At 66.5% G+C, this 13,370-nt stretch carries 13 protein-coding genes; 7 read left to right on the top strand and 6 right to left on the bottom strand.

Annotation, left to right across the window (positions count from 1 at the left end; genetic code table 11):
- Positions 1-267 precede the first annotated feature (267 nt).
- The 4 genes from A9D60_RS24605 to A9D60_RS26395 all read left to right on the top strand — a co-directional run bounded on the left by A9D60_RS24605 (position 268) and on the right by A9D60_RS26395 (position 4,107).
- Positions 268-486: a TraR/DksA family transcriptional regulator gene (locus A9D60_RS24605; RefSeq protein ID WP_254656795.1), complete on the top strand. Its 219-nt coding sequence runs from the start codon at positions 268-270 to the stop codon at positions 484-486.
- Positions 487-706: 220 nt separating this feature from the next.
- Complete coding sequence (locus A9D60_RS24600; protein WP_065270018.1) at positions 707-1,360, top strand: protein-L-isoaspartate O-methyltransferase family protein; 654 nt, start codon at positions 707-709, stop codon at positions 1,358-1,360.
- Between the two features lie 128 nt (positions 1,361-1,488).
- The gene (locus A9D60_RS24595) at positions 1,489-2,913 is read left to right on the top strand and encodes a TolC family outer membrane protein (RefSeq protein ID WP_065270017.1); all 1,425 of its coding nucleotides are present in this window, start codon (positions 1,489-1,491) and stop codon (positions 2,911-2,913) included.
- Between the two features lie 75 nt (positions 2,914-2,988).
- Complete coding sequence (locus tag A9D60_RS26395) at positions 2,989-4,107, top strand: hypothetical protein (protein WP_065270016.1); 1,119 nt, start codon at positions 2,989-2,991, stop codon at positions 4,105-4,107.
- A gap of 116 nt (positions 4,108-4,223) precedes the next feature.
- Here A9D60_RS26395 and A9D60_RS24585 read toward each other — a convergent pair whose 3' ends face one another.
- Both A9D60_RS24585 and A9D60_RS24580 read right to left on the bottom strand, forming a co-directional pair.
- A complete protein-coding gene (locus A9D60_RS24585) occupies positions 4,224-5,678 on the bottom strand; it encodes a cobyric acid synthase (protein WP_175393037.1) in 1,455 nt (484 codons plus the stop codon).
- Between the two features lie 192 nt (positions 5,679-5,870).
- Positions 5,871-6,188, bottom strand: coding sequence for a DUF6280 family protein (locus A9D60_RS24580; RefSeq protein ID WP_008556013.1), 318 nt, complete (start codon positions 6,186-6,188; stop codon positions 5,871-5,873).
- Positions 6,189-6,407: 219 nt separating this feature from the next.
- Between A9D60_RS24580 and efp the strand changes: the two genes are divergently transcribed.
- Complete coding sequence (gene efp / locus A9D60_RS24575; protein WP_065270015.1) at positions 6,408-6,971, top strand: elongation factor P; 564 nt, start codon at positions 6,408-6,410, stop codon at positions 6,969-6,971.
- A gap of 136 nt (positions 6,972-7,107) precedes the next feature.
- Here the strand turns inward: efp and A9D60_RS24570 are convergent, their stop codons facing one another.
- Genes A9D60_RS24570 through ygfZ form a run of 3 tightly spaced genes read right to left on the bottom strand, consistent with a single transcriptional unit; the run spans position 7,108 to position 9,248 of the window.
- Positions 7,108-7,653 carry a hypothetical protein gene (locus A9D60_RS24570; protein WP_065270014.1) on the bottom strand — a complete coding sequence of 182 codons (546 nt, stop codon included), beginning with the start codon at positions 7,651-7,653 and terminating at the stop codon, positions 7,108-7,110.
- A gap of 60 nt (positions 7,654-7,713) precedes the next feature.
- Complete coding sequence (locus A9D60_RS24565) at positions 7,714-8,517, bottom strand: fructosamine kinase family protein (protein WP_065270013.1); 804 nt, start codon at positions 8,515-8,517, stop codon at positions 7,714-7,716.
- Complete coding sequence (gene ygfZ, locus A9D60_RS24560; RefSeq protein WP_065270012.1) at positions 8,514-9,248, bottom strand: CAF17-like 4Fe-4S cluster assembly/insertion protein YgfZ; 735 nt, start codon at positions 9,246-9,248, stop codon at positions 8,514-8,516. The genes A9D60_RS24565 and ygfZ overlap by 4 nt, the downstream gene beginning before the upstream one ends.
- Positions 9,249-9,347: 99 nt before the next feature.
- Here ygfZ and A9D60_RS24555 point away from each other — a divergent pair, with 99 nt between their 5' ends.
- Positions 9,348-10,028, top strand: coding sequence for a TIGR04283 family arsenosugar biosynthesis glycosyltransferase (locus tag A9D60_RS24555; RefSeq protein WP_065270011.1), 681 nt, complete (start codon positions 9,348-9,350; stop codon positions 10,026-10,028).
- A 46-nt stretch (positions 10,029-10,074) separates the two neighbouring features.
- Here A9D60_RS24555 and A9D60_RS24550 read toward each other — a convergent pair whose 3' ends face one another.
- Complete coding sequence (locus A9D60_RS24550) at positions 10,075-11,937, bottom strand: ABC transporter ATP-binding protein (protein WP_065270107.1); 1,863 nt, start codon at positions 11,935-11,937, stop codon at positions 10,075-10,077.
- Between the two features lie 206 nt (positions 11,938-12,143).
- On the opposite strand from A9D60_RS24550, the gene A9D60_RS24545 reads away from it, so the two are divergent.
- Positions 12,144-13,352, top strand: a complete 1,209-nt coding sequence (locus A9D60_RS24545; RefSeq protein ID WP_065270010.1) for a pyridoxal-phosphate-dependent aminotransferase family protein — start codon at positions 12,144-12,146, stop codon at positions 13,350-13,352.
- The last annotated feature ends 18 nt before the right edge of the window (positions 13,353-13,370 follow it).

Genomic DNA, 13,370 nt, shown 5'->3' with positions numbered 1-13,370 from the left:
AGGTCAGCCGCACCCCTCCGCCCGCATCTTCCGTCGATGGGCATTTACCAGAAATTTGCAACTTATGGGGTAGTGCATTCCCCGTAAATCGCGAGTACCTTGACTTGGATCAAGGAAATAGAACTGACCCGGGGACACGTTGCGCGAAACCTGAACTGGAGGGCATGGACTATGGACTTTTCCGCCAGAAAACAAATACTTGAAACACGCCGTCAGCAGCTGGCCGGGTTGCTGTCCCGGACCGGGCAGGCCCCGCGCGGGCCCCGCATGGGGTCCCACCGCCAGCCGCAGTCAGAGCGCGGCGCCGGCTGCGCGATTGAGGTTCTGCCTTATGCCAGCCACGAAGAGCTGCGCCGGATCGAGGCTGCGCTGGCCCGCCTGCACGACGGCTCTTACGGCTACTGCCGGATTTGCGGCGACGACATGGGCGACGACTGGCTGGACCAGCGGCCGGCCTCTGCCTTCTGCAAAACCTGCTCCCAGTAACTGCGGCGCCTTCAGCGGCGCGGACGTGGTCCTCTCTCCGATTGCCAGCGGCCTGCCGGACCGCTGGCCTTTTTGCGCCTGCCATGCCCCTGCGCGCAACGACCCGTTGCCCCGCGGCAGCGCTGCACTACTTTAGCCCTTCGCGCGCACGGGCCCCGTTGCCGTGCCGGGCGGGATATGCCACAACCGGCCTGACCGACTGAACAAATGAGTTTAGCAGATGCCAGAATTCACTGAGCGCCGCCGCATGATGGTGGATACCCAGATCCGTCCCTCGGATGTCACCAAATACCCGATCATCGAGGCCATGCTGGCAGTCCCGCGGGAGAAATTCGTGCCCGATGCGCAGCGCGAGGCGGCTTATGCGGACCAGAACGTGCCGCTGGGCGGCGGCCGGGTTCTGCTGGAGCCGCGCACCCTGGCCAAGATGCTGGACGCGGTGGATCTGCAGAACGACGAACTGGTGCTCGATGTGGCCTGCGGGTTCGGCTATTCCACCGCTGTGGCAGCCCGCATCGCGCAGATGGTGATCGGTGTCGAGGAAGACGAGTCCATGGCCGCGGACGCCCAGGAACTGCTGTCCGAGACCGGTGCAGACAATGCCATCGTGCACACCGGCCCGCTGGCCGAAGGCGCGGCGGAACATGGCGCCTATGACGTGATCCTGGTGCAGGGCGGCGCAGAGGAACTGCCTGCAGCGCTTCTGGACCAGCTCAAGGATGGCGGCCGCGTCGCCGCGCTGATGATGACCGGCAATCTGGGCGAGGTCAAAGTCGGCTACAAGACCGGCGGCCGTATCTCCTGGCGGTTTGAATTCAACGCCAGTGCCCCGGTGCTGCCGGGCTTCGCCGAGGCAAAGGAATTCGCGCTCTGAACCTTCGGGCCGGGCGCTGCGGCGGCACCGCCGCGCAACGATGAAGAGGCCGGGCGCTGCGCAATCAGGCGCCCGGGACAGCGATAAAACCACCGCGGCTGGCGGCGCGGCAAAAGATAAGGCAACCGATGCGAATGAAATTTCCTGCGAGTGTGTTTAAGGCTTTTGTGTTTGCCGGCAGCGTGACAGCCACCGTGCTGATGCCGCTCAAGGCCGCGGCGGACAACCTGTCCGATGCGATGATCGGCGCGTATAAGACCAGCGGCCTGCTGGAACAGAACCGGGCGCTGCTGCGCGTCGCGGATGAGGATGTTGCGATCGCGCTGTCGCAGCTGCGGCCGCTGATTGAATGGACCGTCACCGCCAGCCACAGCTATTCCCGCGGCGCCAACCAGTTCGGCACCTTCAACGAGCTGACCAGCAACGATATCAGCACCCAGCTGCAGCTGACCCAGCTTCTTTACGATGGCGGCGAGACGCGCCTGCGCAAGGAAGCCGCGCAGGAGCTGGTGCTGGCCACCCGCCAGCAGCTGCTCGGGGTGGAGCAGCAAGTGCTGTTCGCCGCGGTTCAGGCCTATGTCGGTGTACTGCAGGGGCAGGAAAACGTATCGCTGCGCCGCAACAACCTGCGTCTGCTGCAGGAGGAGCAGAAAGCCGCCCAGGACCGTTTCGAGGTCGGCGAGGTCACCCGCACCGATGTCGCCCTGGCCGAAAGCCGGGTCGCCGCCGCCCGCGCCAACCTGACCGATGCCGAGGGCACATTGCTGACCGCCCGCGCAACTTATCAGCAGGTGGTCGGCCACGCGCCCGGCAGCATTGCCGGCCAGCCGCGGCTGCCCTCCCGGTCCTCCTCGCTGGACCGCGCACAGTCCATTGCGCAGCGCAACCAGCCGGATCTGCTGGCGCAGCAGCACGCGGTCAAGGCCGCCGACATCCTGGTCCAGGCCGCAACCCGCGCTCTGGGGCCGAGCGTCAGCTTCCGCGCCACTGCCGGGCTGAGCGACGACATCAACGATGGCACCGGCATCAGTTCGGATGCAACGGCGTCGGTGATCATGTCCCAGGAGCTGTATACCGGCGGCCGCAACGCCGCCACCCGGCGCCGCGCCATCGCCAGCGCCGATGCGGAGCGCGGCACCCTGATCACCACCCAGCGGTCGGTGCGCCAGGCGGTCAGCGCCGCCTTCTACAATGCCGAAACCGCCCGCGTCAGCCTGATCTCCTCGGGCGAACGGGTGCGTGCCTCCAAGGTCGCCTTTGACGGTATCCGCGAGGAAGCCACCCTGGGCGCCCGCACCACGCTGGACGTGCTGCAGGCGGAGCAGGAATACCTCGACGCCCAGACAGAGCAGGTGAACGCTCGCGCAAGCCAGGCCATTGCCGCCTACCAGCTGCTGCAGTCGCAGGGCCTGCTGACCGCCGAACACCTCGGCCTGGCGGTGGAGATCTATGATCCGACGCTCTATTACAACCTGGTCAAGGACGCGCCGGCCCAGCACAGCAAACGCGGCAAGGATCTGGACCGCGTGCTCAAGGCCTTGGGGCGGGACTGACAATTCACTCTATCTGTTGTGCGGGGACGGGAAGGCCGCTACACTCTGACTCAAGAGGCAAGAGTGGTAAAATAAATGTCCGACCCAGTTACCCACGCCGAGATTGAAGATGTCCTGTCCTCGATCCGCCGCTTGGTGAGCGAAGACACCCGGGAACAGCCTGCGGCGCCGGAACCGGCGGCGCGGCTGGTGCTGACGCCCGCCCTGCGGGTGCAGGAAACCGCCCCTCGCAACGATCCGCGGCCTGACCCTGCGGCGGAGTCTGCTGAGCAGCCGGAAACGCAATCACAGGCTGAGCCCCGGCAGACCGCCTCCGGCGCAGCCGCGGATGCCGGAACCGCTGCTGAGGACGCCGCCAGCCTGCTGATCGAGGAGCCGGCGCTGGCTTTCCGCCATCACAGGGAGCTGTCCCGGTCGCGGCGCAATGCCACCGCGGCGGATCCGTCTGAAACCGAACAGGCAGATACGGATCAAGCAAAGCCGGACGCGCCCTGGGGCAATCCGGAAACCACCCTGTTTGCAGCCGCGGCCGGTGCCGGCAGGCACGGCGCCGCTGCGGCGGAAGAAGCTGAGACCGGGGCCGGGATTGACGCTGAGGCTGAGGCCGCTGACCCGGCGCCAGTCCTGCTCAAGGACGGCGGGCTCGCGGGCGGCACTGCCGGCGCCCGGGCCGCCTCAGTGGTCCGAAAGATCGCCGAGATGGAGGCGCGCAGCTCTGCCGCGCAGGCCAGCACTCAGCAGGCGGGTACCCAGCAGGCCGGCACGCAACATGACTGGGAGCCTGACAGCCAGACCGAAGCGCCTTTTGCCGGCGCCGACACCATCGAATGGCGCGACGAGCCGCTGCCGCTGCGCCGCGAACAGGACCCGGAGGAAGAAATCCTGGATGTTCCGGCGTCCTGTTTCGAGCCGGAAACCGTCACAGCCCCGGACAATCCCGAGGCTGCGCTGAACCCGCACACGGCGGCTGCTTCGGCGGAATCGGCGGTGGAAGATGCGGTCACCGGCGCGGCCATGGACACCCTGGCGGAGGAGGGCGACAGCTTCCTCGACGAGGACGCCCTGCGCGATCTGGTGGCCTCCATCGTGCGCGAGGAACTGCAAGGCCCCCTGGGCGAGCGCATCACCCGCAACGTCCGCAAACTGGTCCGCCGCGAAATCCAGCGCGCTTTGGCCGCCCACGATCTGCTGTGAACGGGCCAGGCTGAAGACCGGGGCAGGCTGAAGACCGGGGCGGACTGAAGAACCGGGCAGGCTGAGGTTTCGCTTCCGGCTCAAGAGAAAACGGGAAACCAGCCCCGCGGCTGCGGTCAGGCCCGCACCGGCTGCGCCAGCTCCAGCAGCTGATCCAGATCCATGTAACGCTCCAGGTGATCGGCCAGCGCGTCCAGCACTTCCTCCACACCGTCCTCGTACCCGGCCTGGCTTTCATGGCCGAGGCTTGCCAGCACGCTGGCGCGGAAGGCATCCTCGGAAAACAGCCCGTGCAGGTAGGAGCCCTTGACGCGCCCGTCGGCTGAGGCCGCGCCCTCAGCCCGCCCGCCGATGCTGAGCCAGGCGCGGGCACAGTCGGCGCCGGTGGTGCGGCCCATGTGAATCTCATAGCCGCTGACGGGCAGGTTGCCGTCCCGCGTGACCGCCTCGGTCAGCGTCACCCGCTTTTCGCCGGCCATCACCGTGTGCACGTCCAACAGGCCCAGCCCCTCCACCTTGCCGGGCCGCCCGTCGACACCCTCCGGGTCGTCGATGGTTTTGCCCAGCATCTGATAGCCGCCGCACAGACCCAGCACATGGCCGCCGCGGCGGTGATGCGCCAGAATGTCGATGTCCCAGCCCTGTGCGCGCAGGTAGTTGAGGTCGCCGATCGTCGATTTGCTGCCGGGCAGGATCACCAGATCCGCATCGCCGGGCAGGGCACGCCCCGGCGGCACGATCTCCACTGTCACCGAAGGCTCCGCCGCCAGCGGGTCCAGATCGTCGAAATTCGCCATCCGCTCCAGCTGCGGCACCACCACCTTGCAGGCGCCGCCCTTGTGCGAGGCGATATCCATCATGTCTTCGGCCGGCAGCTTCCAGGCATCCCAGAACCACGGCACCACCCCCAGCGAGGGCCAGCCGGTGCGCGCGGCGATGTCATCGCGGCCGCCGTCAAACAAGCTGAGGTCGCCGCGGAACCGGTTCACCATGAACCCCACGACCCGCTCCAGGTCCTGAGGTTCCAGCACCGCATGGGTGCCAACGATCTGCGCAATCACCCCGCCGCGGTGGATGTCGCCGGCAATCACCACCGGCACCCCGGCGGCGCAGGCAAAGCCCATGTTGGCAATGTCGTTCTTGCGCAGGTTGGTCTCGGCCGGGGAGCCCGCACCTTCGATCAGCATCAGATCGGCATCTGCCGCCAGCCGGTGAAAGCTCTCCAGCGCCGCTTCCAGCAGTCCCGATTTGTCGCGCAGGAAGGACCCGGCCCCTTGGGTGCCCCGGCGCTTGCCCTGCACGATCACCTGGGCGCCGGTGTCGGTCTCCGGCTTCAGCAGCACCGGGTTCATATCGGTATGGGGCGCGCGTTTGGCGGCCCGCGCCTGCAGCGCCTGGGCGCGGCCGATCTCGCCGCCCTCCGGCGTGACGGCGGCGTTGTTCGACATGTTCTGCGGCTTGAACGGCGCCACCTTCAGCCCGCGCCGCACATAGGCGCGCGCCAGCCCTGCCACCAGCAGTGACTTGCCGACATTGCTGCCGGTGCCCTGGATCATGATTGCGCGTGCCATCAGCCGCTCCCTGCCTGCGCCCCGTTGTTCAGGGGCCTGCATAGCAGGTTAGACGCCCCCGTCCATGGGGGCTGTGCCGCAAGCGTCCCGCGGCAGCCGCCGCGCGACAGGGTTCCCCTGCGGAAACCCCGGCATGCAAAAAGAAAAACGCGCCCCTAAGGGCGCGCTTTTCAGCAATGCGCAGGGGAAGCCTTAAGCGGCTTCAGCCTGTGCAGCGTTGCGGCGTTCGCTTTCTTCACGCGACAAAGCAACCGAGGTCCGCACACCGCGGCCCACGAAGTCCATCAGGCCTTCCACAACCCGTTCGTTCGGGTCGATGCCGGCGCAGGACAGCACTTCGCGGCCATCGCGCGAGCGCGCCCAGCGGGCAATCTGTTCCGGGCCATTGCCGTATTTCTTGTCGTCGGCGATGGCATCATCCAGTGCGGCCAGGACAACGGCTGCAAACAGTTTGCGGGCGCGGTTGCCTTGCTCGTTATTATAAGCGGTGCCGTCTACGAAATCTCGCATCTCGTATCCCTTGTTGTTCTTGCTATTGCAATTTTCGGCGTAGCGCTGCTTATGACGGAAGTGTGACGATTCGGATAGAGCGCAGATGCATAGCTTTCATGCAATTTGCGCATATCTTATTCACAGATCTTCCATACCATATCCTTGTCTTGCCAGCGATCAGCCCGCCAGATATAGGGTCTTGCAAATTATCATCAACCATCTGAAAGGCATTTTCCCATGCCCAAGATCAACGGCAACGAAATCCGTCCCGGCAACGTGCTGGAACATAATGGCGGCCTTTGGGCAGCGGTGAAGGTCGACCACGTCAAACCCGGCAAGGGCGGCGCCTTTGCCCAGGTCGAGATGCGCAACCTGCGCAACGGCTCCAAGCTGAACGAACGCTTCCGCTCCGCAGACAAGGTGGAGCGCGTCCGCCTGGAGCAGAAAGACCAGCAGTTCCTTTATGAGAGCGACGGCATGCTGGTGTTCATGGACGCCGAAACCTATGAGCAGATCGAGCTGCCTGCGGAACTGCTGGGCGACCGCCGCCCGTTCCTGCAGGACGGCATGACCATCGTGGTGGAATTCTACGAATCCGAGGCGCTGAACGCGACCGTGCCGCAGAAAGTCACCTGCAAGATCGTCGAGACCGAGCCGGTCGTCAAAGGCCAGACCGCGGCAAACTCTTTCAAGCCTGCGATCCTGGATAATGGCGTCAAGGTCATGGTGCCGCCGTTTGTCGGCCAGGACGAGATGATCGTGGTGAACACCGAGACCATGGAATATTCCGAGCGCGCCTGATCCAGGCCGCATCCGGAAAACGGAAAAGCCGCCCTCCCTCGGGGGCGGCTTTTTCTGTTTCTGCGCACCGCCCAAGACTTTTCAAAAAGTCTTGGCAAAAGTTTTCAGAAAGCTTTTGCACTAGCCGTCAGACGGGTCACCCCGCAGGCAGCGTCAGGCTGAAGCCGCATTCATCCATCATCTTGCCATAGGCCGCGGTGAACCCGCTCAGCGAGGCCTCGTAGAACATGTCATTGCCGGCCCAGATCTCCACCCAGCGGCCCTGTTGCATCGCCTGCAGCATCACCAGGTGGTCCTGGAACCGCAGCGCGGTCTCTGCTTCGGCCAGGCCTTCCCCGTTGATCCAGGAATTGATCCCGGCAGAGAGGGAGAAGCTCCGGTCGAAGTCAAAGATGAAGTCCACCGTGCCGCCCTGCTGCATCAGCGTCGGGTGGTGGCGCGGCGCATATTCCTGCACCTTGGCCATCGGGTAGAACTCCGGCGGGCCCGCGTCGCCGGAAAACACTTCCAGCGCCAGCAGCGGATCGCCATCGCCGCCGGTCCAGGCGCGGCAGGTCAGATGGCTGTCCTGCTCGGTCTCATGGCGTTCCGTGGCGGCATGCCAGTCCTTGTAACTCCAGTACTCCGCCCAAACGGGGGAGGCCGCCAGCACGGCGGCGCAAGCTGCAAATATCAGACGCATCAAATACCCTTTCAGCAAATCCTGCGGCGACCCTAACGCAATCAGGTGAACAGAGGCTTGTCAGAAGCCCAATGCCTCCAGCCGCGCCTCCACCATGCTGCGGTAGCTGGCACCAAACAGCCGCAGATGCACCAGCGCGGGCCACAGCTGGTAGATAGCGCGGCGCGATTCATGCCCCGGCTCCAGCGCGCCGTAAGCCTTGTGGAACGGGGCAGGCGGGGTTCCGAAAAGATGCAGCATCGCCAGATCCACCTCGCCATGGCCGTAATAGCAAGCCGGGTCGATCAGATAGGCTTGGGAGCCGCTGAACAGCACATTGCCGCTCCACAGATCGCCATGCAGCAGAGCGGCGGGGGGCGTGTCGGGCAGCAGCTCCGGCAGGCGCGCGCACAGCGCTTCAATGCGCGGCCGCAGTTCGCGGGGCAGGGCGTCCGGCGCTGCCAGCAGACGGCGGCTGGCCCAGAAGTCCGGCCAGCTCTGCAGCGGCGCATTGGGGATCGCCACCGGGCCAAAGGCGTAATCCTCCGCCCAGCCGAAGTGCGGCCCGGTTGCAGAATGCAGCTGCCGCAAGGCATGCCCCAGCGCCTGCCAGCCCATTGCGCCGGCCCCGGTCTCCTCCAAAGCCTGCATCAGCAGCACTTGACCGGCAACGCCCAACACCTCGGGCGCAGGCGCGCCCGCGTCCCGGATCGCGCGCAGCATCGCAGCTTCTGCAGCCACCAGAGGTCCGCTCTTGGCCACCACGCGGCGGCCATCGCTTAAGGAAAGAAGCTGCACTTCCGACAAGTCGCCGCCATGCAGCGGGCGGGTGCGCGAAACCTCCGCGCCCAGCAGGGAGAGAACGGTATCGTTCAGCCCGTTCACGCCTGCCAGGTGACGCGGGCGTCCCCAGCCTGCATCTCCCCCGTGGCGCGGTCAAACCGCAGATAGGCAATGCCCTTGCCGCCGGACTGGGTGTAGAGCGTGCCCACGGGCTTGCCACCGGCGGTGATTTCGGTGCCAACCGGCGCTGCGCCCTCGACTTGCACAGTCCGGAATCCTTTGCGCAGCTCGGTCTTGTGCTTCATCCGCGCCGTCACCTCCTGGCCGACATAGCAGCCCTTGCGGAAATCGACGCCCTTCAGCGCCTCGAACCCGGCCTCCAGGATATAGCTCTCCGGTCCCAGCTCCACGCCGGTTTCGGGGATGCAATGGGCCACCCGGATCGCGTCCCAGTCTGAACCGTCATCGCCGCCTTCAGAGCCGTAAAGCCGCCAGCCCAGACCGGCATGGCGCGGGTCCATCAGCGCGCCATCCGGCGCCTCCCCGGTGCCGCGCTGCACCTGCAGATCAGTCATTTCCACCTGCACATCGGCGCGCAGCCGGTACATGTTCAGCCGCTTCATAAGCCCCTCTGCCAGCGACGCCTCCACGTCCAGCAGCACCGCATCGCCGTCTGCTGCCAGAAAGAAATCCGCCAGGTATTTTCCCTGCGGCGTCAGCAGCGCGGCATAGACAAGCCCGCCGTCCAGGCGGTCCACATTGTTGGTCACCAGCCCCTGCAGGAAGCTCTTGGCGTCAGCGCCAGTCAGGCGCAGGATGCGGCGGTCGCTCATTTGTGTCTCCGGGTTGCTGCCAACGGCGTTTCACTGCTTGGCCCAGTGATATAGGAAGCAGGGCGGAAGAAAACAGCAAATCCGCCTCAAGGAGCCTCCATGCCCGCGCCGGTCAGTATCGTGATCCCCACCCTGAATGCCGAGGCAGAGCTGCCCGCCACGCTGGAGCACTTGATGGAGGGGCTGGCCGCAGGGCTGATCCGCGAACTGGTGATCACCGATGGCGGGTCCACGGATGCGACCCGCGCCATTGCCGAAGCGTCCGGAGCTGAATGGATCACCGGCACTCCGTCCCGCGGCGGCCAGCTGCGGCGCGGCTGTGGGGCGGCGCAGGGGGAGTGGCTGCTGGTGCTGCACGCCGACACCCATCTGGAACCCGGCTGGGCCGCATCGGTGGCGAAGCACTTGGCAGAGGGGCAGGGCAGGCCGGCCTGCTTCCGCTTGCGGTTCCGGGCGCGCGGGCTGATACCTGCTTGGGTTGCGGGCTGGGCCAACCTGCGCACGCGCCTGTTCGCGCTGCCTTATGGCGATCAGGGGCTGCTGATGCCCCGCGCGGCGTACGAGGCTGCGGGCGGCTTCCCCGATCAGCCGCTGATGGAGGACGTGGCGCTGGTGCGGCGCCTGCACGGGCTGACAGTTCTGCCGTCCGCCGCGCTGACCAGCGCCGCACGCTACCAGCGCGCAGGCTGGCTGCGGCGCGGGGCGCGCAACCTGTGGACGCTGATACGGTACTTTCTGGGTGCAGCGCCGGAACGGCTGGCACGGTCCTACAGCAAGTAGACGTCGCGCCCGGCCCGCAGGCCGGGCGGGCGGGCGCGTGTTTTGCTTACCCGAACACCTTGCTGGCAAAGCGGCGGAACCAGCGGTTCCGGCCGCGGGCGCTGCCGCCGGGTACCTGTTTCGCCTGGGCGGCGATGCCTTTTGTGTCCACCACCGTCTTGCCGTCCTGGAACTGCAGCCGGTAGAGATCGGCATAGATACCGCCGCGCGCCAGGAGCTCGTCGTGGCTGCCCTGGTCCACCACCCGGCCGCGGTCCATCACCACGATCTTGTCGGCGTTGCGGATGGTCGACAGCCGGTGCGCGATCACCAGCGTTGTGCGCCCGCCCGCCAGCTTGTCCAGCGCCCGCTGCACCACTTTTTCCGACTGCGCATCCAGCGCCGAGGTCGCCTCGTCCAGCAGCAGAACCGGGGTGTTGCGCAGCAGCGCACGGGCGATCACCACCCGCTGCCGCTGGCCGCCCGACAGGGCCGATCCCCGCGGCCCCACCGGCGTGTCCAGCCCGTTCGCCAGATGCGGCAGAAAATCCGCCACATGCGAGGCCTCCAGCGCCGCCTGCAGCTCTTCCTCGCTCACGTCGGTGCGGCCCAGAACAATGTTTTCCCGCAGCGTCTCGTCAAACAGCAGCGCATCCTGGGTCACCACCGAGAACAGGCTGCGCAGGTCTTCGGTCCTGAGGTCATTGACCCGGACGCCGCCCACCGACACGCGTCCCTCCTGGGGATCGACCATGCGGGTCAGCAGGTTGAAGATCGTGGACTTGCCCGCGCCCGAGGCGCCGACCAGCGCGGTGGTCTTGCCGCCTTCGGCCACCAGATCCAGGCTATGCAGGATCTTGCTGTCCCCGTAGCTCAGGCTGACGTTGTCGAGGTTGATCGGCGGCAGCCCTTCGGGGGCCGGTTTCGGATCTTCGGGCTCGGTCAGCAGAATCGGCGTATCCAGCAGTTCCTTGACCCGCTCCAGCGAGGCCGCCGCGGATTGCCAGACGCCGGAAATCGCCGCCAGCCGCCGCATCGGCTCGAACGACAGCCCGACCGAGGTGAAGAACGCCATGAACTGGCCGACGGTCTTTTCGCCGGCAATGATCTCATTGCCGCCATACAGCAGCACCGCCATGAAGCCCGCGCCCGCCATGATGTCGGTCATGCCGGAGATCGACGCGCCGCCCAGCGAGGTCTTCACGTCGGCCTTGACCAGATTGTCCATCACGGTGCCGAAGCGCGCGTTCTGATAGTCTTCCAGACGGTTCAGCTTGATCGGCACGATGCCGTGGAAAATCTCGTTCAGCCGGGTCGACAGCTTGGCGCTCAGGTCCCGCGACAGCGTGGCTTTCCGGCGCACATAACGCTGCGCCATCTTGATCGGCGCCAGCAAAACCGGCACTCCGATCAGCAGCACCAGCGTCCAGCGCCAGTCAATGCTGACCGCAACTCCCAGCACCGCGATCAGCGATACGAAATCCTTGCCCGCACCGGTGATCACCGCCCGCCACACCGCGTCGATGGCGCCGACGTCGCCCAGTACACGGTGCATCAGCACCCCCGGCGGATGCTCCTGATGAAACGCCGGGTCCTGCCGGATCAGCCGCGCCAGCATATCCTTGCGCAGATGCGCGGCCGAGGTCTGCGAGACCTTGCTCAGCAGCACCTTCTGGGTGACGCCGGAGATGCCGCGCAGGGCGAAAATGGCAAAAAACGCCAGGCTGACCCAGAACAGCGCATCGGTATTGCCGTCCACAAACACCAGGTCGAACATCGGCTGCATCATGTAGCCAAGCGCGCCCATGGTGCCGCCTTCCACCAGCATGAAGACCACGGCGATGCCCAGCAGGCCGATGTAGTGGCGCAGGTAACCGCGCCACAGCCAGCCCAGAAGCTCCCGTGCGGATTTGTGCTCCTGCTGGCTCATGACGGCGTGCCCCTGCGGGAAATTCGTGACATTGCGGGCCTTTCCCTGTCGTTCCTGCGCCATTTAAGCAGGTGGGGGGCAGGGCGCAAGCACTTCGCCGTGACCCTGCGTCAGCGGCAATTGACGCCGGCATCGGTGCGGCTACTGTGCCGCCATGGATCAACCGCGGCGGCCCCGGGGCCGCGCGCTGTCAGGGAACATCAGGCATGAGCGGACCAGCGAACGTATCGGCAGGGCGGCAGTATCTGGCCATTCCGGGCCCCTCGGTGGTGCCGGACCCGGTGCTGCAGGCGATGCACCGGCCGTCACCCAACATCTACGCGGGCGAACTGGTGGAGATGACCGCAGGCCTGATCCCGGACCTGCGCCGGGTGGCGCGCACGGATCATCACGCCGCGATCTACATCGCCAACGGCCACGGCGCCTGGGAGGCGGCGCTGCAAAACACCCTGCAGCCCGGCGACCTGGTGCTGGTGCCGTCCTCCGGCCGCTTCGCCATCGGCTGGTCGGAAATGGCGGATAGTTTGGGGATCGAAACCCAGGTGCTCGATTTCGGCACCCGCGCCCCCTGGGACATGGCCCGCATTGCCGAGGTGCTGGCCGCCGATACCGCGCACCGGATCAAGGCGGTGCTGGGCGTGCATGTGGACACCTCCAGCTCCATCCGCAACGACATTCCGGGCCTGCGCCATCTGCTGGATGAGGCAGGCCACCCGGCGCTGCTGATGGCCGACTGCATCGCCTCATTGGGGTGCGAGCGGTTCGAGATGGACGCCTGGGGCGTCGACGTCATGGTCACCGCCAGCCAGAAAGGGCTGATGATGCCGCCGGGACTCAGCTTCGTGTTCTTCAACGAAAAGGCGGCCGCCGCCCGCAAGGCGCTGCCGCGGATCAGCCGCTACTGGGACTGGGCGCCGCGCGCCAACCCGTCCGAATACTACCAGTATTTCGGCGGCACCGCGCCCACCCACCACCTTTACGGCCTGCGCGCCGCGCTGGACATGATCCACGAGGAAGGCATCGAAAACGTGTGGCACCGCCACGCCCGCCTGGCCCGCGCCATCTGGGCCGCCTGCGAGGCCTGGGGCGCGGATGGCCCGCTGCAAATGAACGTGGCGGAGCGGCCCTTGCGCTCCCACGCGGTGACCGCGCTGCGCCTTGACGCGCCGGACGGCTCCCGGCTGCGGGAGTGGCTGGAGCAGAACCTGGGCCTCACCCTGGGCATCGGCCTTGGCATGGCGCCGCCGGGCAGCCCGGACTGGCACGGGTTTTTCCGGCTCGGCCACATGGGCCACGTGAACGGTCAGATGGTGATGGGGCTGCTCGGCGGCATTCAAACCGGCCTCACCGCGCTGGATATCCCGCACGGCACCGGCGCGCTGGAGGCGGCTGCACGGGCGCTGGCGGGCCGCTGACGGCCCGTTTGCGGCGCC

The organism is Leisingera sp. JC1, assembly GCF_001679925.1.
Taxonomy (GTDB): domain Bacteria; phylum Pseudomonadota; class Alphaproteobacteria; order Rhodobacterales; family Rhodobacteraceae; genus Leisingera.
Note: the sequence above shows the minus strand (reverse complement) of the source record. Positions and strands in the feature narration are given on the sequence as shown.

What these genes read in the sequence shown, in the direction of transcription:
- A9D60_RS24605 (WP_254656795.1), top strand. Translation starts at nt 268, where the DNA reads ATGGGGTCCCACCGCCAGCCGCAGTCAGAGCGCGGCGCCGGCTGCGCG.
- A9D60_RS24600 (WP_065270018.1), top strand. Translation starts at nt 707, where the DNA reads ATGCCAGAATTCACTGAGCGCCGCCGCATGATGGTGGATACCCAGATC.
- A9D60_RS24595 (WP_065270017.1), top strand. Translation starts at nt 1,489, where the DNA reads ATGCGAATGAAATTTCCTGCGAGTGTGTTTAAGGCTTTTGTGTTTGCC.
- A9D60_RS26395 (WP_065270016.1), top strand. Translation starts at nt 2,989, where the DNA reads ATGTCCGACCCAGTTACCCACGCCGAGATTGAAGATGTCCTGTCCTCG.
- A9D60_RS24585 (WP_175393037.1), bottom strand. Translation starts at nt 5,678, where the DNA reads ATGGCACGCGCAATCATGATCCAGGGCACCGGCAGCAATGTCGGCAAG.
- A9D60_RS24580 (WP_008556013.1), bottom strand. Translation starts at nt 6,188, where the DNA reads ATGCGAGATTTCGTAGACGGCACCGCTTATAATAACGAGCAAGGCAAC.
- efp (WP_065270015.1), top strand. Translation starts at nt 6,408, where the DNA reads ATGCCCAAGATCAACGGCAACGAAATCCGTCCCGGCAACGTGCTGGAA.
- A9D60_RS24570 (WP_065270014.1), bottom strand. Translation starts at nt 7,653, where the DNA reads ATGCGTCTGATATTTGCAGCTTGCGCCGCCGTGCTGGCGGCCTCCCCC.
- ygfZ (WP_065270012.1), bottom strand. Translation starts at nt 9,248, where the DNA reads ATGAGCGACCGCCGCATCCTGCGCCTGACTGGCGCTGACGCCAAGAGC.
- A9D60_RS24555 (WP_065270011.1), top strand. Translation starts at nt 9,348, where the DNA reads ATGCCCGCGCCGGTCAGTATCGTGATCCCCACCCTGAATGCCGAGGCA.
- A9D60_RS24550 (WP_065270107.1), bottom strand. Translation starts at nt 11,937, where the DNA reads ATGAGCCAGCAGGAGCACAAATCCGCACGGGAGCTTCTGGGCTGGCTG.
- A9D60_RS24545 (WP_065270010.1), top strand. Translation starts at nt 12,144, where the DNA reads ATGAGCGGACCAGCGAACGTATCGGCAGGGCGGCAGTATCTGGCCATT.